Annotated in this window: 20 protein-coding genes; 13 read left to right on the forward strand and 7 right to left on the reverse strand. The window is 65.4% G+C overall.

What is annotated here, in order from left to right:
• Positions 1 to 121: 121 nt before the first annotated feature.
• Positions 122 to 871, forward strand: coding sequence for a DUF1906 domain-containing protein (locus tag AB0366_RS17915; protein WP_366245072.1), 750 nt, complete (start codon positions 122 to 124; stop codon positions 869 to 871).
• Between the two features lie 158 nt (positions 872 to 1,029).
• Here AB0366_RS17915 and AB0366_RS17920 read toward each other — a convergent pair whose 3' ends face one another.
• Complete coding sequence (locus AB0366_RS17920; protein ID WP_366245192.1) at positions 1,030 to 1,890, reverse strand: hypothetical protein; 861 nt, start codon at positions 1,888 to 1,890, stop codon at positions 1,030 to 1,032.
• Positions 1,891 to 2,193: 303 nt separating this feature from the next.
• On the opposite strand from AB0366_RS17920, the gene AB0366_RS17925 reads away from it, so the two are divergent.
• A complete protein-coding gene (locus AB0366_RS17925) occupies positions 2,194 to 3,414 on the forward strand; it encodes a mannosyltransferase (RefSeq protein ID WP_366245074.1) in 1,221 nt (406 codons plus the stop codon).
• Here AB0366_RS17925 and AB0366_RS17930 read toward each other — a convergent pair.
• A complete protein-coding gene (locus tag AB0366_RS17930) occupies positions 3,356 to 3,640 on the reverse strand; it encodes a 4a-hydroxytetrahydrobiopterin dehydratase (RefSeq protein WP_149407582.1) in 285 nt (94 codons plus the stop codon). The two genes, AB0366_RS17925 and AB0366_RS17930, sit on opposite strands and share 59 nt — an antisense overlap.
• A gap of 14 nt (positions 3,641 to 3,654) precedes the next feature.
• Here AB0366_RS17930 and AB0366_RS17935 point away from each other — a divergent pair, with 14 nt between their 5' ends.
• A complete protein-coding gene (locus AB0366_RS17935; protein WP_366245075.1) occupies positions 3,655 to 4,068 on the forward strand; it encodes a (deoxy)nucleoside triphosphate pyrophosphohydrolase in 414 nt (137 codons plus the stop codon).
• On the opposite strand, the gene AB0366_RS17940 is transcribed toward AB0366_RS17935, so the two are convergent.
• Positions 4,046 to 4,222: a hypothetical protein gene (locus tag AB0366_RS17940; protein WP_094612381.1), complete on the reverse strand. Its 177-nt coding sequence runs from the start codon at positions 4,220 to 4,222 to the stop codon at positions 4,046 to 4,048. The genes AB0366_RS17935 and AB0366_RS17940 overlap by 23 nt on opposite strands.
• Positions 4,223 to 4,397: 175 nt before the next feature.
• On the opposite strand from AB0366_RS17940, the gene typA reads away from it, so the two are divergent.
• From typA to AB0366_RS17965, 5 genes are all read left to right on the forward strand, one after another.
• Positions 4,398 to 6,335 carry a translational GTPase TypA gene (gene typA / locus AB0366_RS17945; protein ID WP_121873294.1) on the forward strand — a complete coding sequence of 646 codons (1,938 nt, stop codon included), beginning with the start codon at positions 4,398 to 4,400 and terminating at the stop codon, positions 6,333 to 6,335.
• Positions 6,336 to 6,441: 106 nt separating this feature from the next.
• Positions 6,442 to 8,223 (forward strand): ABC transporter family substrate-binding protein, encoded by a 1,782-nt coding sequence (locus AB0366_RS17950; protein ID WP_366245193.1) that lies wholly within the window; start codon positions 6,442 to 6,444, stop codon positions 8,221 to 8,223.
• 44 nt (positions 8,224 to 8,267) lie between these two features.
• On the forward strand, positions 8,268 to 9,161 hold the full coding sequence (mshB, locus tag AB0366_RS17955) for an N-acetyl-1-D-myo-inositol-2-amino-2-deoxy-alpha-D-glucopyranoside deacetylase (protein WP_366245196.1): 894 nt from the start codon (positions 8,268 to 8,270) through the stop codon (positions 9,159 to 9,161).
• 27 nt (positions 9,162 to 9,188) lie between these two features.
• The gene (locus tag AB0366_RS17960) at positions 9,189 to 9,347 is read left to right on the forward strand and encodes a hypothetical protein (protein WP_008714214.1); all 159 of its coding nucleotides are present in this window, start codon (positions 9,189 to 9,191) and stop codon (positions 9,345 to 9,347) included.
• A 66-nt stretch (positions 9,348 to 9,413) separates the two neighbouring features.
• Positions 9,414 to 9,866: a hypothetical protein gene (locus AB0366_RS17965; RefSeq protein WP_121873293.1), complete on the forward strand. Its 453-nt coding sequence runs from the start codon at positions 9,414 to 9,416 to the stop codon at positions 9,864 to 9,866.
• Here the strand turns inward: AB0366_RS17965 and AB0366_RS17970 are convergent.
• Genes AB0366_RS17970 through AB0366_RS17980 form a run of 3 tightly spaced genes read right to left on the reverse strand, consistent with a single transcriptional unit; the run spans position 9,793 to position 12,480 of the window.
• Entirely contained in the window at positions 9,793 to 10,488 is a 696-nt protein-coding gene (locus tag AB0366_RS17970; RefSeq protein WP_366245076.1) for a uracil-DNA glycosylase, read from the reverse strand. The two genes, AB0366_RS17965 and AB0366_RS17970, sit on opposite strands and share 74 nt — an antisense overlap.
• Before the next feature lies 1 nt (position 10,489).
• Complete coding sequence (locus AB0366_RS17975) at positions 10,490 to 12,004, reverse strand: PH domain-containing protein (RefSeq protein ID WP_366245077.1); 1,515 nt, start codon at positions 12,002 to 12,004, stop codon at positions 10,490 to 10,492.
• Entirely contained in the window at positions 12,001 to 12,480 is a 480-nt protein-coding gene (locus tag AB0366_RS17980; RefSeq protein ID WP_366245197.1) for a PH domain-containing protein, read from the reverse strand. The genes AB0366_RS17975 and AB0366_RS17980 overlap by 4 nt, the downstream gene beginning before the upstream one ends.
• A 134-nt stretch (positions 12,481 to 12,614) precedes the next feature.
• Between AB0366_RS17980 and AB0366_RS17985 the strand changes: the two genes are divergently transcribed.
• The 5 genes from AB0366_RS17985 to AB0366_RS18005 all read left to right on the forward strand — a co-directional run bounded on the left by AB0366_RS17985 (position 12,615) and on the right by AB0366_RS18005 (position 18,181).
• Entirely contained in the window at positions 12,615 to 15,155 is a 2,541-nt protein-coding gene (locus tag AB0366_RS17985) for a bifunctional FO biosynthesis protein CofGH (protein ID WP_366245078.1), read from the forward strand.
• Between the two features lie 36 nt (positions 15,156 to 15,191).
• Positions 15,192 to 15,950, forward strand: coding sequence for a hypothetical protein (locus tag AB0366_RS17990; RefSeq protein ID WP_366245079.1), 759 nt, complete (start codon positions 15,192 to 15,194; stop codon positions 15,948 to 15,950).
• 114 nt (positions 15,951 to 16,064) lie between these two features.
• On the forward strand, positions 16,065 to 16,388 hold the full coding sequence (gene fdxA, locus AB0366_RS17995; protein ID WP_008714223.1) for a ferredoxin: 324 nt from the start codon (positions 16,065 to 16,067) through the stop codon (positions 16,386 to 16,388).
• Between the two features lie 5 nt (positions 16,389 to 16,393).
• Positions 16,394 to 17,497, forward strand: a complete 1,104-nt coding sequence (gene dapC, locus AB0366_RS18000) for a succinyldiaminopimelate transaminase (RefSeq protein WP_366245080.1) — start codon at positions 16,394 to 16,396, stop codon at positions 17,495 to 17,497.
• 66 nt (positions 17,498 to 17,563) lie between these two features.
• Entirely contained in the window at positions 17,564 to 18,181 is a 618-nt protein-coding gene (locus AB0366_RS18005; protein WP_366245081.1) for a LysE family translocator, read from the forward strand.
• 178 nt (positions 18,182 to 18,359) lie between these two features.
• Here the strand turns inward: AB0366_RS18005 and AB0366_RS18010 are convergent, their stop codons facing one another.
• Complete coding sequence (locus AB0366_RS18010) at positions 18,360 to 18,779, reverse strand: hypothetical protein (protein WP_366245082.1); 420 nt, start codon at positions 18,777 to 18,779, stop codon at positions 18,360 to 18,362.

The raw sequence follows: 18,779 nt of genomic DNA on the forward strand, positions 1-18,779 counted from the left end.
GGTGGGTGTGAGCAGTGGGGCTGGCGATGCCGATGGGATTGTGGTGGGATACGACAAACGATGGAAGATAGCAGTGGTTGTGTGATTTCTCGGGTAGGCGCGCCGCGGCGATCGAACGACGATGGAGATTTCTGTGCAGGTTTCGCGACGTGAGTTGTTCAAGTACGCCGCCGCGGGGTCCGCGGCCGCCGTCGGATTGGTTGCGCTGGGTACAGCCACCGCGCACGCAGACGCCGGACTCGGCACACTCGTCGACTATTCGGGTGGGGTGCCGTCGGCGTCGGCGATCAAGGAGGCCGGCCACCTCGGGGCCGTCCGCTACGTTTCCGATCGGCGACCGGATGCGAACTGGATGATCGGCAAGCCGATGCGCAAGTCCGAGGCCGACTCGCTGACATCCGCAGGCCTGGAAGTGGTCTCGAACTATCAATTCGGCAAGGGGGCCACGTCCGACTGGCGTGGCGGTTACGCAGCGGGCGTGAAGCACGCAGAGCGAGGCCTCGAGCTCCACCTCGCCGCCGGTGGTCCGGCAGACCGCCCGATCTACGCGTCGATCGACGACAACCCCACCGCTGTGGAGTTCGCAACCCTGATCGCGCCGTACATCCTGGGTTGGCAGTCGGTGATCGGAGCCGAGAACACGGGGATCTACGCCAATTCACCGACCATCGAATTGGCCTCGGTTGCCGGACTCGGTCAGTGGTATTGGCAGCACAATTGGGGAACACCCAAGGGCTTCGTTCACCCCGACGCGCACATTCATCAGATCCGAATCGACAAGGATTTCGTGGGCGGAGTCAAAGTCGACATCAACAATATTCTGAAAGCCGATTACGGGCAGTGGTCGAAATCTGCCGCGGACATTGTCTGAAATACCATCGATGTAATTCATTCCGACCATCATCGAATGTAGCGCGACATTCGATGCGAGCCGCGCGCGCCATTCTTTCCGAATTCTCCTGAACAAACAGTTCGTCCCCGGCTTCCGATGAAGCCGGGGACGAACTGGTTAGTTGGTGCAGGTGCGAGCTACGGAACGTAGACCGTACCGATGGTGGGCAAGAAGGTGCAGCTGCGCGGAGCCGCCGCTGGGTCTTCCTTCGACTGTGTGGTGATCGAACCGGAGACGACCGAGAGGACGCGTCCGGGGCCGGTGTCGGCGATCGCGGACAGAGTCGCCGGACCGTCGGTGTTGATCATGGCCGCGCCGGTCAGATCCTGTGTACCCGAGCGACGGTTGTCGATGTTGAGCCAGGTCACCGTCAGGGGAGCTGCCTGCTCAGCGGCAATCGGTGCGGTGCCGAGGGCGGTGAAGACGAAGCCGGCCTGGCCTGCGCCCGGTCCGGGAGGCGGCAGGGTGGCGGGGCCGGGTACGGCCAGGGCGGTTCCGACGGAATCGGCGGTGTCGGAGATGCACCCCATGCCGAGCGTCGGGTACAGGAACTGGGCGATGACGGGTCCGTCTGACGGCAGTTCCGGTCCGCCGCCGCCGGAGCCGTCCAGGAACGTGATGACCCTTTCGAGCAGCGCCTTGACCTGGTCCGGCAGCTGCGCCGTCTCGAGCAGCGCACGGGCCTGACCGAGCAGGTCGGCCGCCGGAGCGGCTCCAACGTCGGCAGGTCCGGCTGCGGCACCGAGAATGGCCGGTGCAAACGAGGCGAGTGCTTCCACCTCGGCCAGGTTGGGCATGGGCTCACCGGGGGCGGGGAGGAACTGAGCGATCAGAGCAGCGGGATCGGCCGGCGCTGCGGGCAGATCTGCCGGTGCCATCGGCACCAATGGCTGTGCGGATGCGCTGGTCGGCACGACTAGTGCGGCGGCCGCGGCTACGGCAAAGGCTGTAACTACGCGACGCGTTCCGCGGGTACGAAGCACGGTGATATTCCCCATTCTGATCATGACGCGGGCCCACGGCGACAGCCGGTGCTCGAGGGGTCACTCTATGTAGCGCAATCCCCGATGTACAGCTGTTGTCGAACGAGCCCTCCCCCGTCGCATCTATGCCAGGGCAGTCTATTGGTCACACGCTGCGAATTCTCCGCAGAGGCACACGATAACCTGTTACTGAAGTTGTCAGTGTGAAAGGTGATGCAAATGTTACTCGGGTGCATCCGCGGTTGGGACGCGTGAACCGAGCCCTATAAGCTCGACGACCGATACACCGCATCGATACCGAACGGAACCGCACGCACAGTGAACCGACTTGTTCGGCTGGCCCCCGTTCTGCTCGCGGTCTCGGTGATCAGCCGATTCGTCTGGGCATTCGCGACGCCCAACGGAATGAACCTCGTGGACCTACACGTCTACGTCGACGGCTCCGCGGCACTGCTCGGCGGCAATCTGTACGACTACACGTATTCGGTACAGACCCCGGACTTCCCACTCCCGTTCACGTACCCGCCGTTCGCCGCGCTCGTGTTCTTCCCGCTGCACTATCTGCCGTTCACCCTGGTCGGCGTCCTGTGGCAGGCCGCGACCATGCTCGCGCTGTTCGTTGTGGTGAGGCTGACGCTGTCGATGGTGCTCGGCGACGAGCGCGCCGCGGAGCCGCGCTGGGTGCGCATCGCAATGCTGTGGACCGCGCTGGGGCTGTGGTCCGAACCCGTGCGGACGACGCTGGACTACGGCCAGGTCAACGTGTTCCTGGTGCTGGTGGCGATTCTCGCGGTACGCAGCAGCAGGTGGTGGGTGGCTGGAGGGCTGGTCGGCTTCGCTGCCGGAATCAAGCTGACCCCGGCCATCACCGGTCTCTACTTCCTGGCGACTCGGCGATGGAAGGCCGCGGCGTTCTCGGCGGTGGCCTTCGCCCTCACCGTCGCGGTCAGCTACGCGGCGCTCGGACATCAGGCGGCCACGTACTTCACCACACTGCTCGGCGATGCCGAACGCATCGGCCCCGTCGGCTCGGTCTGGAACCAGTCTCTGCGAGGAGCGCTCAGCCGGATCGCGGGGGAGGACGTCGGGCAGGGCCCGGTGTGGATCGTCGCCGCCGTCGTCGCGACAGGGCTTGCGCTCGCGGCATGGCGTGCGATCGGACGCGAAGATCATCTGGGCACGCTGGTGATCGTGCAACTTCTCGGCCTGCTGATCTCGCCTATCTCCTGGTCGCACCACTGGATCTGGGTGATCCCGATGGTGATCTGGCTGGTGCACGGGCCGCTGCGCGACGTCGCCGGGGCGAAGATCGTCGCGGGCTACTGGTTGGTGACGGTGACCGTGGGGGTGCCGTGGCTGCTCAGTTTCTTCCAGGAATCGATCTGGACCATCCCCCGTCCCGGACTCGAGGCGTGGGCCGGTGCGGTCGACGTGATCGGCTCGGCCTTGTTCCTGGGCTGGGTCGTGTATGCGGGACGAGTTATGAAAGCTCGATCAGTTGATCGATCCGACGCGCCAGATCCACATCCTTCTGCGTGAGTCCGCCGGCACTGTGGGTCGAGAGGGCGAACGTCAACGTGCGCCATCTGATGTCGATGTCGGGGTGATGGTCCGCCTCTTCCGCGGCGTCGGCCACCCGGTTCACCGCCTCGATCGCTGCGGGAAATGACGCCAGTTCGACGGTGCGAGTCAGGGATTTGCCGACCACGGTCCATTCGGTGAGCCGGGCGTCCTCGATGTCGCGGTCGGTCAGCAGTTCGGTCATAGAAAGATGGTGGCATGTCCGGTACCCCCACCGCTGTGGTTGTCGCAGCCGCGTTGACGCACGACGGCAGGCTGCTGCTCGCGCAACGAACCCGTCCGCCCGAGCTGGCGGGTCTCTGGGAACTGCCCGGCGGCAAGGTCGAGCCGGGGGAGTCCGAGGACGCCGCGCTGGCGCGCGAGCTGCGCGAGGAATTGGGGGTCGAGTGCTCGATCGGAGCGGCGCTGACCGGCGACGTCGATCTTGCGGGCGGCCTGGTCCTGCGCGCTTACCGAGCCTCGCTGATCTCGGGAATGCCTGCAGCCCTGGAACATTCGGCCCTGAGGTGGGTGGACGCCGCGACGCTGCCGACGATGGATCTGGTCGACGCGGATCGGCTCTGGTTGCCCGAACTTCAGCAGATTCTGCTCACTTCGCCCGGGCGGTCTTGAGGCCCTTCTTCAGGTCCTTCTTGGTTGCGCCTGCCGATTCGAGTTTCTTCATTCGCATGATGACCACGGGGCATTTGATGCACCGAACCTTCTTGCGACAGCATTTTTTCTTGGGCTTCATCCCCGAGACATCTACGGCCTTTATCTTGCCCATGAGCACCAAGACTAATGGGTGGCGCAGGTCACAGACCTGAGGGTGGCGCGGCGCACCGTCGGACTACGGGTAAACTCGATCAGTCGCGAGAACCTCGCGGTGCAGCGCGCTTCTCTAGCGACATAAGCCCGCTAGCGAACAAGAGCCCGCATTCGACTCCAGGAGAATTTTTCGCGTGAGCGCCCCAAGCAGTGCAGACAACATCGACAGCACCACCACTTTTCGCAACGTAGCCATCGTTGCACACGTCGACCATGGCAAGACCACCCTGGTCGACGCCATGCTCCGGCAGTCAGGCGCGTTCGAGGAACGTGCCGAAGCGATCGACCGCGTCATGGACTCGGGTGACCTCGAAAAAGAAAAAGGCATCACGATCCTGGCCAAGAACACGGCCGTTCACAAGCGCAATGCCGACGGCACCATCACCGTCATCAACGTGATCGACACCCCCGGCCACGCCGACTTCGGCGGAGAGGTCGAGCGCGGCCTGTCCATGGTCGACGGCGTCGTCCTTCTCGTCGACGCTTCCGAGGGCCCGCTTCCGCAGACCCGCTTCGTGCTGCGCAAGGCGCTCGCCGCCTCCCTGCCGGTGATCCTGGTCGTGAACAAGACCGACCGTCCCGACGCGCGTATCGAAGAGGTCGTCTCGGAGAGCCACGATTTGCTCCTCGACCTGGCGTCCGACCTCGACGACGAAGCGTCCGAGGCAGCCGAGCTCGCCCTCGACCTTCCTGTTCTCTACGCCTCCGGCCGTGAGGGCAAGGCGTCGCGTGTTCAGCCCGAGAACGGCAACGCGCCCGACGCCGAGAACCTCGACGAGCTGTTCGAGGTTCTGCTCAACTACGTCCCCGCGCCCAAGGGCAACGTCGACGCACCGCTGCAGGCGCACGTCACCAACCTCGACGCGTCGGCCTTCCTCGGCCGCCTCGCCCTGGTGCGTATCCACAACGGCCAGCTCTCCAAGGGCCAGACCGTGAGCTGGATGCGAGAGGTCGACGGCGAGCCCGTCGTCCAGAAGGCCAAGATCACCGAGCTGCTCAACACCATCGGCGTCGAGCGCGTCCCCGGTGAGCGCGGCGTCGCAGGCGACATCGTCGCCGTCGCGGGCTTCCCCGACATCATGATCGGTGACACCCTCGCCGATCTGGAGAACCCGGTCGCACTGCCCCGTATCACGGTCGACCAGCCGGCCATCTCGGTCACCATCGGCACCAACACGAGCCCGCTCGTCGGACGCGTCAGCGGCCACAAGCTCACCTCGCGCATGGTCAAGAGCCGTCTGGACCAGGAGCTCATCGGTAACGTCTCGCTCAAGGTCCTCGACATCGGTCGCCCCGATGCCTGGGAGGTCCAGGGTCGTGGCGAGCTGGCGCTGGCCATCCTCGTCGAGCAGATGCGTCGCGAAGGCTTCGAGCTCACCGTCGGCAAGCCGCAGGTGGTCACCCAGCAGGTCGACGGCAAGCTGCACGAGCCCTTCGAAGAGCTCATGGTCGACACTCCGGAGGAGTACCTCGGTGCGGTCACTCAGCTGCTCGCAGCTCGCAAGGGCAAGATGGTGCAGATGACGAACCACGGCGCAGGCTGGGTTCGCATGGAATTCATCGTTCCTTCGCGCGGCCTGATCGGCTTCCGCACCGAGTTCCTCACGGACACCCGTGGCACCGGTATCGCCAACGCCGTCTTCCACGGTTACGCACCGTGGGCCGGTGAGATCCGCGCGCGCCACACCGGTTCGCTCGTGTCGGACCGCCACGGCACCGTCACCCCGTTCGCGATGATCCAGCTGGCCGATCGCGGCACGTTCTTCGTCGAGCCGGGCGCAGACACCTACGAGGGCATGGTCGTGGGCATCAACCCGCGTCAGGAAGACCTCGACATCAACGTCACCCGCGAGAAGAAGCTGACCAACATGCGTCAGTCCTCCGCAGACGTCATGGAGACCCTGGCCAAGCCCAAGAAGCTCGACCTGGAAATGGCCATGGAGTTCTGTGCAGGCGACGAGTGCGTCGAGGTGACCCCCGAGGTCGTCCGCGTCCGCAAGGTGCACCTCGATTCCAACGAGCGCGCCCGCGAGCGTTCGCGCAGCAAGACTCGCGACAAGGCTGCTCTGTAAGACTCACTTCGTGCGGCAGAAGCGACGTGTCACCCTCGTGGGGCGCGTCGCTTCTGTCGCAGAAGGTAGCCGACTACGAAGGAGATCCTCGTTGCGCAAGGTGCTGATGCCGACGGTTCTGGTTTCTGCCATCGCTCTGGTACTCACCGCGTGCACTGCGGATCCGCCGCCCCCGATCGAGAGTGTCGAGACTCCGGTCAGCACGACGATGGTTCCGGCCGAGACCGGTGATCCGGTCGTCGTCGCCATCGACGACGTCGGTATCGGCTTCAATCCACATCTTCTGGCGGATCAGTCGCCCGCGACGGCCGCGGTGAGTTCACTGGTTCTGCCCAGCCCGTTCCGCCCGGTCCGGAACCCCGACACCGGGGTGACCACGTGGGAGCCGGACCTGTCGTTGCTGCTCTCGGCCGAGGTGACGTCGCAATCGCCGTTCACCATCCGCTACCAGCTGCGCAACGAGGCGCAGTGGTCCGACAGCGCTCCGATCGCCGCCGAGGACTTCCGCTACCTGTGGCAGCAGATGATCACCCAGCCCGGTGTCGTCGATCCGGCGGGGTACGGGCTCATCAGCGACGTCGCGTCCTCGGGCGGTGGCAAGACAGTCGACGTGACGCTCTCGTCGCCGTATCCGGCCTGGCAGCGACTGTTCGCCGATCTGGTGCCCTCGCACCTGCTCAAGGACTCACCCGGCGGTTTCCAGGGAGGCCTGACGGACAACGTGCCGGTCTCGGGCTCCCGGTTCAACATCAAGACCGTCGACCGGGGTAGGGACGAGATTCTGCTCGAACGCAACGACCGATTCTGGGACCGACCCGCATCACCCGACCAGATCCTCATCCGCCGCGGGGGCACCTCCGCTCAGCTGGCTGATTCGCTGCGGTCCAGTGACGCGCAGATCGCCCAGGTTCGCGGGGGGTCGGCTCTGCGGGCTCAGCTCTCCGCAATTCCCGGCGTGCGAACCGACACCATCAGGCAGTCGCGCGTGTTGTCGATGACGGTCAACGGGCGAGCTGCGAACATGTCCGATTCTGCTGTGCGGCAAGGGATATTCGGTCTGCTCGATCCGAACCTGCTGGCCACGGTCGGAGCAGGCGGCGGCGCGACGGATCGCCGGGCGGCAGCGCAGCTGTCCTCGCCGTCCGACCCCGGCTACTCCGCGACCGCGCCCGCCCCCATCGGCAGAAGTGCCGCCCTCGACTTGCTCGACCGGGCCGGGTTCGTGCCGACACCCGATGCCGTGGTGACATCCACACCGAACCCGAGCGCACCGACCACCGCCGCTCCGACGACAAGCCCCGACCCGACGGCCACGAGCGCTCCGGCACCGAGTGTCACCCGCCTTGCGGACGCGACCGGCACCGCGTTGCGGTTCGTGATCGGTGCCGTCGAGAACGACGACATCGCGCTCGCGGTCGCCGGAACCGCCGCCGACGAACTCGTCGGCGCGGGAATCGATGCCACCGTCACCCCACTGCCCGCCGACGAGCTGTATTCGACGGCGTTGACCGACGGGACCGTCGACGCGGTCGTCGGATGGACCAGCGCCGGGGTCGATCCCGCCACGGCCCTCGCCTCACGGTTCGGCTGCGTCGACGAACCGGCCGACGGCAGTGGCGACGGCGTCGAGGTGCCGCGCAACCTGTCCGGCCTGTGCGTTCCGGAGTTGCAACCGACGATCGACAGGGCATTGGTGAGCGGCCTCGAGCCTTCGGTGGCCACCAACGACGTCGAGCCGGCGCTGTGGTCTCTGGCGTCGACGCTGCCGATCATGCAGGACTCGTCGGTGGTTGCGGCCGTTCCCGGCATCACCGGCCTCTCACTGACCGGCCCGGTGGAGGTAGGGATCTTCGCCGACGCGTCGCAGTGGATGCGGACACCCCGATGACCGACAAGTCGACGATGACGGAGCCTTCCATGACGGAGCCTTCCATGACGGAGCCGCAGCGGTTGCTCCTGGTGCACGCACACCCGGACGACGAAACCATCACCACCGGCGGCACCATCGCTCATTACGTTCGAGCCGGAGCGGACGTCACGGTGCTCACCTGCTCGCTCGGTGAGGAGGGGGAGGTGATCGGCGAGACGTGGGCCGATCTGGTCGTCGACCGCGCAGATCAGCTCGGCGGCTATCGAATTCTGGAATTGCATCGCGCTCTCGCGGCGCTGGGGTGCAACCCGCCTCGGTTCCTCGGTGGAGCCGGTCGTTGGCGCGATTCGGGGATGGCAGGCACGTCTGCTGCCCGCAAGCCACGCGCGTTCGTCAACGCGGATCGCGTCGAGGCCCTCGGAGCGCTCGTCGCGGTGATGCGTGAGCTTCGGCCGCAGGTGGTCGTCGGGTACGACCCCGAGGGCGGATACGGCCACCCCGATCACCAGCAGGTGCACTCGTTGGTGACCGAGGCCGTCGAGGTCTGCGGGACGGATTCCTACCCCGGGGTCGGAGCGCCCTGGGAGGTGTCCAAGTTCTACTGGACAGTCACCGGACACGATCAATTGCAGGCTGGGCTCGCGGCCATCGAGGCGATTCCCTCACACTGGCGAATGCCGGAGGCCGGCGAGCTGCCGAGCGTTCCCGAGAACACCATCACCACCAGCATCGACATCCGCGGCGTGCTCGATGCCAAGCGGGATGCGCTCCGGGCCCACGCGACTCAGGTGACCGTCGCGCCGTCGGGCAGCGAGTACGCACTGTCCAACGACATCGCCCAGCCGATACTGCTGGACGAGCAATACGTGCTCGTGCGCGGTGAACTCGATCCCGATGAGACGGGTAGAGAGAACGACCTGTTCGCCGGCGTACTAGGCTGTGCTTCGCATCACTAATACCACCACATCAGGGGCGGAACACACATGTATAACTGGGTAGTACAGGACGCCATCGTCGCGTTCGTCGATTCTCTCAAGCCGCAGTTCGGCGCACAGGCAGATCTGTACCAGTACGTACTGGGACAAATCGCCATGGGTGCGAGCAACCTGCTGACCTCCCTGGGGTACCCGCCGGTTTCCTGAGTGCCGATGCCCGGTTTTTCGAATGCGATGCACTGAAACAACCCGGGTCAAGGCAGTATTGGGCGCATGATCTCGAAGGCCGCATCCAATACTGTCGCCCTGGTGTCCTGGGCGACCGTCGCAGTACTGGTGTTCGACGGCTTCCTGTCCGGAATTCTCTCGGTCTTCTTCCTTCCGACCTACCTCGGATCGGTGCAGTTCCCCATCAGCGCACTGCTCGGCGGGATCGCGAACGTCGCGCTGATTCTGGCCGCACGCAAGGTCGCGGATCGGCCGATCTGGGTGGCGTCGCCCCTGATCGGATGGTTCGCTGCAGTGGTGCTGTGCATGCTCGGCGGTCCGGGAAGCGACGTTCTCCTACTCGCCGATTGGCGCACCATGCTTCTCATCGTCGCCGGTGCGGGCCCCGCCGGAGTGCTGCTCTTCATGTTCCGGATGAAGGCGATCACAGCAAGCGTGCATGCCGACCCGCATCCCGCAGCACGTCCTCGATCATCGTCGGAGTCAACAGTCCGGTGAAGGTGTTTCGCTGGCTCACGTGATAGCTGGCGAACACGGTGATCGAGCCCAGGTCGAGCCGAGCCCCATGGCCGAATTTCGGTGCAGGCCTTGGTATCTCCCACCCGTTGGCGGCCAGTGTCGGCAGCAGGGACTGCCAGCCGAAGGCACCGAGAACGAGCACCGACCGCAGCGTCGGACGCAGCAACCGTAATTCGTCGTCTAGCCAGGGCCTGCAGGTATCCCGCTCGGCGGGAGTCGGCTTGTTCTGCGGGGGAGCGCAGTGCACCGGCGCGGTGATGCGAACCCCGTTGAGCGTCAATCCGTCTCCGATGTGGGTAGCGGTGGGTTGGCTGGCCAGACCGACCGCATGCATCGCGCGGTAGAGGACGTCTCCGCTTCGATCGCCGGTGAACATACGCCCGGTGCGGTTCGCGCCGTGTGCGGCCGGTGCCAGCCCGACGATCAGCATCGCCGCATCGGCGGGTCCGAAGCTGGGAACTGCTCTGCCCCAATATGTTTCGTTTGCGAATGCGGCCCGCTTCTCGGCGGCGACCTGTTCACGCCACTGCACCAGGCGCGGGCAGGCGCGGCATTCGGCCACCGCGATGTCGAGTTGCTCGATGCTCTGCGGCCGCGTCATGTCAGGTTCGTTGCAGCCAGATGTCCCCGGCTCCCGGGGTGACGGCGTCGATCATCGCCCACGCGTTCTCGATGGGGATGTCGATCACCTCGTAATGTCCGACGCCTGCGGGAGTTGCAGCGACGATGGTGGCCACCCCGGCGCGACGCTGGAAGAAGGTCTGCCGCACGGTCCAACCGATGATGCCCGCGGCTTCGAGGCTGTGTCGAGTCCTGTCCAGCGAACCGTGCTGGGTGATGAGCCAACCGGGCAGCACCGCATGGCCGAGACCGCGGAAGCGATCGTGTGCGAGCCCGAATGCGGCAACGAACAACACCCCGACCGCGATCCACGCCAGTAGCGGGATCGGTGCGCCGACATACTGTGCGATGCCCAGCGCTGCACCGAGAACCGCAACGGGCAGAACGGCACGCGTGTAGCGGCGTCGACGCGCTGCGGGTCCGTGCGGCAGCAGAGGCCGGTCCGAACTTCCGTGCAGACCGGCCTCGCCGAGCACGGTGGTCATCATGCGCAACGCCTCGCCGCGTGGGGCCTGGGGGAGCAGCAGAGACGATTCCTTCTTTTCGGCGCTGACGCCGGTCATGATGGCGTCCAGCCTGGCTCCGCCGGCCGCACGAAGCAGCAGTGGTTCGGACAGCGAGGTGCCGCGCAGCCGCTTGCGGTCGAGTGTCGACTGGCGAGTGCGCAACAGTCCATGGCTGACGTGCATGGTGCGTCCCTGGTCCGTCACCGTCAGGTTGGCGTAGGCCAGCAGGTAGCGGACGCACGCGAAGATGCTCGATACGACGAGCAGCGCCATCAGCGCCACGACGACGAACACCGCGATTCCCAATCGCTCGGCGGAGTCGATGCTGTTGGAGACCACCGACGATTCGGCCAGCCACTGCCCGAGTCCGTACTGGAACAACACGCCGACGGCTGCAGCGATGGTGACGATGCCGGTGATGGAGAACGGCGCGAACCGCACCCACGAGAACTGCCAGTGTGCAATCTCGACGCCGGGATCGGCTGCTGCGGTGGGTGTTCCGTCGGTCGCGGGGATCTGCCCCGATACTCGCTGCAGCAGATCCCCGCGAAGTGCCGGTACCAGCGAGGTGTCGAGGGCGTTGAGCTCGAAGGCCTCACCCTTGCCTGCCTGTTGCCCGGTGCCGATGCGCAGGATGGACAGGCCGAGTACGCGGTGCAGAACGTTCGCTTCCACGTCGACCGACCGAATTCTGTTCCGCGGAATGGAGAGCACCTTCTTCTGGAGCACCCCGCTGCGCAGTTGCACGTGCACCGGACCGATCCGGTAGCTGGTGGTGAACCACCGCAGAATCGCGAACACCACGACGACCGCGAGAAGGCCGAGGCTCCAGAAGTGGTTGCCGCTCTGGCTACCGACGAAGAACGAGATCAACAGCACCGGCAGGATCTTGATGCCCTCGTTCACCGGATGTACCAACAGCATTCGCTTGTCCAGCCGCAGCCAGGGCTGCTCCTCCTCGACGGCGAGTAGTTCCGCCTGATCGGTCATGTCGCGTCTCCGATGGTGCGGCCGGCGATGTCGGTGAGTCGAGCAACCGTCTTGTCGGCCACATCCTGATCCAGTGCCGTGATTCTGACCGCGCCCGCGGACGACGCCGTCGTGACGGTGACGGTGGCCAAGCCCAACAGACGGTCGAGCGGTCCACGCTCGGTGTCGACGGTCTGTACCCGTGAGATCGGTGCGATGCGTCGCTCCTGGCTCAGCCAGCCGGTGCGGGTGTAGACCGCGGTGTCGCTGATCTCCCAACGATGCACGCGGTACCGCCACTGCGGCACGACCGCGACGTGCAGGGCAGCGAAAACGATCGAGGCGACGAGGACGGCGACATGCGGCCAGGTGGTCCAGCTCGAGTCGACGACGGCCCAGACGATCTGAGCGATGAAGATCGGTAGCCACAGCAGACCGGCACTCAGAGCCCAGAGCAGACGTGCTCGCGGAGATGGTTGCCACTGAGGATCGGTCATCGTTGTCACGGGTACAAACGTAGCCCTCACCCCTCGTGCGCGTTTTGCGTACTTGCAGCTACGCAAAACGCGCACGAGGGCGGCAGCACTACCCGCGGGTGGCACGTGCGTACCAGGAAGCGCATGATCGACTGGTGACTTTGCTGCCTGACACCGCTCCAGCCGCTTCTGCCATGCGCCGCGTTCTGCGTCGCGCCCGGGACGGAGTCTCGTTGAATGTCGACGAGGCGACAGTTCTGCTTCATGCGCGTGGGGACGATCTGGTGGATCTGATGGCGTCGGCCGCGCGGGTTCGTGATGCGGGTCTCGAGTCGGCCGGTCGTCCGAAGACGGTCTCGTATTCGCGAAAGGTGTTCGTACCCATCACGCGGTTGTGCCGCGACAAGTGCCACTACTGCACGTTCGTCACCGTGCCGGGCAAGCTCAACGCCGCAGGCCACGGGTTGTTCATGGATCCAGACGAGATCATCGACGTCGCTCGCAAGGGTGCCGCGCTCGGATGCAAGGAGGCGCTGTTCACGCTCGGCGACCGACCGGAGGAGCGGTGGCCCGAGGCCAAGGAGTGGCTCGACTCCCGCGGCTACGATTCGACCTTGGATTACGTGCGCGCCATGTCGATCAGGGTGCTCGAGGAGACCGGCTTGCTCCCGCACCTCAATCCAGGAGTGATGTCGTGGCAGGAACTGTCGCGGCTCAAGCCGGTCGCACCGTCGATGGGGATGATGCTCGAGACCACCTCGCGTCGGTTGTTCGAGGAGAAGGGGCAGGCGCACTACGGCAGCCCCGACAAGGATCCCGAGGTTCGGCTGCGGACCTTGACCGACGCGGGGCGTCTGAACATCCCGTTCACCACCGGCATCTTGGTGGGAATCGGCGAGACCCTGCGTGATCGCGCCGAGTCGATCATGGCAATTCGTAAGGTGCACAAGTCTTTCGGGCACGTGCAGGAAATCATCGTGCAGAACTTCCTGGCCAAGTCCGATACCGCGATGCGATCCGTTCCCGACGCGGGGCTCGAAGAATTTCTGGCGACCATCGCGGTGACGCGCATGGTGGTCGGCCCGTCGATGCGGATTCAGGCTCCGCCGAATCTCGTCGAGCCGGAGGAGACGGCAGCGCTGCTCGGCGCAGGCGTCGACGATTGGGGCGGGGTTTCTCCGCTGACCCCCGATCACGTCAACCCGGAGCGGCCGTGGCCGAACCTCGATACCTTGGCCGACCTGTCCGACAAGGCGGGCTACCGCTTGGTGGAACGTGTTGCAGCGCAACCGCAGTACGTTCTGGCCGGCGCTCCGTGGATCGATCCGCGGATCTCGGCGCACGTGCGGGCGCTGGCCGATCCCGAGACCGGAATGGCGCGTGAGGACGTCAACCCGACCGGTTTGCCGTGGCAGGAACCGGACGAGGAGTGGGAGTCCTCGGGCCGCGTCGACCTGAACACCGAGATCGACACTCAGGGACGCAACACCGAGACGCGTTCGGATCTGGCGAATGCGTTCGGCGACTGGGACTCCATTCGCGAGCAGGTTCGTGATCTCGCGGGGCTCGAGCGGGTGGACCGAGACTTGGTGTCCGCATTGACGGCAGCGGAAAAGGATCCGGCCGGGCTGACGGACGAGCAGTACCTCGCACTCGCGACGGCCGAGGGCGCGGGCATGGACGCCGTTGCGGCTCTCGCGGACGACCTGCGCAAGCAGGTCAACGGAGACACCGTCACCTACGTGGTGAACCGGAACATCAACTTCACCAACATCTGCTACACCGGGTGCCGCTTCTGTGCGTTCGCGCAGCGCAAGGGAGACGCCGATGCGTTCACCCTGTCCACCACCGAGGTCGCCGATCGCGCGTGGGAAGCCCACGTCGTCGGTGCCACCGAGGTTTGCATGCAGGGTGGAATCGACCCCGAACTACCGGTGACGGGCTACGCCGATCTGGTGCGTGCGGTCAAGGCGAAAGTGCCGTCGATGCACGTGCACGCCTTCTCGCCGATGGAGATCGTCAACGGGGCCTCCCGCGGCGGTCAGTCGATTCGCGAGTGGCTCACCGAACTCCGAGCCGCCGGGCTGGACTCGATCCCGGGTACGGCCGCGGAGATCCTCGACGACGAGGTCCGCTGGGTGCTCACCAAAGGCAAGCTGCCCGCCGCCGAGTGGATCGAAGTGATCACCACCGCGCACGAGGTGGGCCTGCGGTCGAGCTCGACGATGATGTACGGGCACGTCGACAATCCGTCGCACTGGGTCGGTCACCTGAACGTGCTCAAGAAGATCCAGGACAAGACCGGTGGGTTCACCGAGTTCGTGCCGCTGCCGTTCGTGCACCAGTCCTCGCCGTTGTATCTGGCCGGCGCATCGCGACCCGGGCCGACCAACCGCGACAACCGCGCGGTGCACGCCCTGGCTCGCATCATGCTGCACGGCCGAATCGACAACATTCAGACATCGTGGGTGAAATTGGGAATCACGGGTACACAAGCGATGCTGAACGGAGGCGCGAACGATCTGGGAGGGACCCTGATGGAGGAGACGATCTCGCGTATGGCGGGTTCGCAGAACGGTTCGGAGAAGACCGTCGCGGAACTGCACGAGATCGCCGACGGCATCGGACGCCCGGTTCGTCAGCGCACCACCACATACGACCCGGCCCCGGCCGTGTCGGTTGCCGGCCTGATCTGACCCTCGGGTCCACTTTCGAAATGGAGCTTGTCTGACATGGACGACCGTCGAGTCGCCGCGGTTCTGAGCAGTGCCGTCGCCATCATTCATCCCGTGCTCGACATCCTTGCGACACGGGACCCGATCGGGCTCAAGGGACGAACGTTCCGTGAGTCCTCCGCGGATGATTCGAAGCTCGACAACGTCATCGATTTCCTCGCGAAGGCCTTCGACACCACCGACTTCCCGGGTACCGCGGGTTGGGAGAAGCTCGACAGCGACGCTCGTTCGCAGTGGTGGGTCAGTCGCATCGGCGCACTCAACACCGTGGCAGTCGCATTCCCCGGAGTGTTCGGCATCCTGGTCAACCGGCTGCCCATCCAGGACCTGCTCGGGTTCGCCAACCAGGCGATGGTGCTCGTCGCCGTGGCGCGTGAATCGGGTGTGACCGACCGCGAGACGCACGTGGCGTTGCTCGGATCGGTGCTGTGCAAGCGTGATCTGACGGCGCTCGCCGACAGTGCACCCGCGAAGAAGGAAGAGTCACCCAAGTCGGGTCCGTTCGCACTGCTGCGCGGAATGTGGCAGATCGCGAACGTACTGCGCGACGTCGCCGGTGAATTGGAGAAGCGTCCGCACCCCCGCGGCGTCTACCGCGTGCTCGGTGCCATCCCGCTCGTCGGCGGTGTCGCCGGCTATCTCGGTGAGCGCGGCGCTCTCTCGCGTGCCGCGAAACAGGGACGCAAGTGGCTCGCGGCCCACAAGAAGTCGTCGGCCCTCGGTGCCGACTCGCCCGTCAAGCAGCTTCGTCGATAGCCGAGCGGGGCAGGTGAGGCGACCCTGGGTCGGTCGGCCTCGAGTTCGGACGGCGATACTAGGATGCTCAGGGCGCGCGAGCGCCCACGATCGATACAGGAGGGGAGAGCAGCAGTGACCTACTCGATTGCAGAACCGTGCGTAGATGTACTGGACAAAGCGTGCATCGAAGAGTGCCCGGTGGATTGCATCTACGAGGGTAACCGAATGCTGTACATCCACCCCGACGAATGCGTCGACTGCGGAGCCTGCGAGCCCGTCTGCCCCGTCGAGGCCATTTTCTACGAGGACGACGTTCCTGAGCAGTGGAGCGCGTACGTCGGTGCCAATGTCGACTTCTTCGACGACCTGGGATCTCCCGGCGGCGCGGCGAAACTCGGCAAGACCGATTACGACCCGCCGTTCATCAAGGCTCTGCCTCCCATGGGCGAGAACTGACGATCTTGGTGCGCACAGCGGTGGCAGCGGGGCTGCCCGACTTTCCGTGGGACTCGCTGACCGCCGCCAAGGAGAAGGCCTCGGCTCATCCGGACGGCATCGTCAATCTGTCGGTCGGCACCCCGGTCGATCCGGTTGCGGACGTGATCCGCGCAGCGCTGAATTCCGTTGCGGACGAGCCCGGTTACCCGACCACCGTCGGGACCGTTGCGCTGCGCGAGGCCGCGGTCGCCGCGCTCGCGCGTCGATACTCGATGACCGGCATCTCGCCCGACGCTGTGCTGCCTGCCATCGGCACCAAGGAAATGATCGCCTGGCTGCCGACTCTGCTGGGCCTGGGAGCCGACGACTTGATCGTCATCCCCGAATTGGCATATCCCACATACGAAGTGGGTGCCCTGCTCGCACGGTCTCGGACTATCCGGGCCGACGGCCTGAATCGTCTCGGACCCGAGCGGGCGTCGCTGATCTTCGTCAATTCACCGTCCAACCCGACCGGCAAGGTGCTCGGAGTCGAGCACCTGCGCAAGGTCGTCGACTGGGCCCGTGAACGTGACGCGATCGTCGTCTCCGACGAGTGCTATCTGGGTTTGACCTGGGACGCTGAGGCCGTGTCGGTTCTCGATCCTCGCGTGTGCGACGGAGATCACACCAATCTTCTTGCCGTGCACTCACTCTCGAAGACCTCGAACCTGGCCAGCTACCGCGCCGGCTTCGTCACCGGCGATGCCTCCCTCGTCGCCGAGTTGCTCGAAGTGCGCAAGCACGCCGGCATGATGGTGCCATTGCCGATCCAGGCCGCCATGACCGCCGCACTGGCCGACGACGAGCACGAGAACATCCAGCGCGAGCGATACCGCGCCCGTCGCACTGTGCTCAAAGCTGCCGTCGAGGCTGCCGGATTCACCGTCGACCACTCCGAGGCCGGGCTCTACCTCTGGGCTACGCGGGGCGAGCCGTGCCGCGACACCGTCGACTGGCTCGCCGAACGCGGCATCCTCGTTGCACCGGGAGAGTTCTACGGTCCCGACGGTGCCCACCACGTGCGGATCGCATTGACGGCCACGGACGAACGCATCGAGGCTGCGGCCACTCGGCTGCGTGGGTAGTTCGAGGCTTCTGGTGGACAGTGAAGTCGGTTGGCTTCGGCTCCGCCTGGGTGTTCTCATATACCCGTGACCCTCAGCCTGCTGCTCAGCTTCGCCGGTGTGTGTTTTCTGCTGGCGATTCTGCCGGGGCCCGATTCGTTTCTGGTGCTCCGCTACAGCATCGGCGGCCTCAAGCCAGGCATCGCCGCGGCGATGGGCGTCGCGATCGGCGGACTGTTCTGGGCCGTGTTGGTAGCCGTCGGGCTGGCAGCGATCGTCGAGCAGTCTGCGACGGCATATCGCGTCGTGAAGATTCTCGGCGGGCTGTACCTGCTGTATCTGGGTGTGAAGGCTATTCGAGCGCGACGGAAGAAGAAGGTGGCCGGGGAGCCTCTGATGCCCGTCGCTGCGTCCGCGTGGTCGGCGTTCGGTGCCGGAGTTCTCTCCTGCGCGCTCAATCCCAAGGTCGGACTGTTCTATCTCGCGGTGGTGCCGCAGTTCCTCACCGTGGTCACGTTTGCAGGTGCCATGACGCTCGGTCTGGTCGAGGTGGTTGTCGCCGCGCTGGTGATGGGAGTGTTCTCCGTTCTCGCCTCCCGCGCGGTCGCGCTATTGCGCAGGCCCGCGGTGACCGACTGGCTGGACCGCATCAGTGCCGGATTCCTGGTCGCGCTCGGCGTCGGCACCGTCGCATCCTCGGCCTAGTCGATAACAGCAAGTAGGGGAAGTGGCAGCATCACGTTTCACGACTGACGGGTACTTGGGCGCGGCCTAGATCTCGCAAACGCGCGCGCACTTGCCATACGCGCGCAGAATCGTGACGCGAAACCGCTCGCGTTCAGCAAACGCGCGCGCGTTCGCGAGGACTGAGGGGCCGCGTGGATCACGGCTCTAGATCCGGCTCGCCCACATCCCAGCCGCCGCGTCGGATGCGCAGAATGTAGACCAGTTCGTTGCTGCCGAATGCTTCGACGGTCGTGAAGCGTTTGGGCTCGGTGTTGACCTCGGGATTGCGTGCGTGCGCTTCCTCGTAGAGCTGAGTGGCTCGAAGATCGGCCAATTCGACGCGGGTCCAGAAGTCGTCGGACTGCACAGAGTAGACCAGCCTGGGTGCGCCGTCGGTGACGTGCGCGATGTCGATGTCGTCATCGTCGGACTCGGAGTCCTCGAGGTCCAGGTCGTCCTCGGAATCGGTGTCCTGCTCGGCGTCGGTTCCGATCAGATAGACACCCGCCTGCAGGTCACCGGCGGCGACCGTCATGTACTCGGCGTAGTCGCCGGTGTCGATTCCGTCCACGTCCAT

Origin of the sequence: Rhodococcus sp. NPDC076796 (assembly GCF_040702765.1) — a bacterium.
Lineage (GTDB): Bacteria > Actinomycetota > Actinomycetes > Mycobacteriales > Mycobacteriaceae > Rhodococcoides.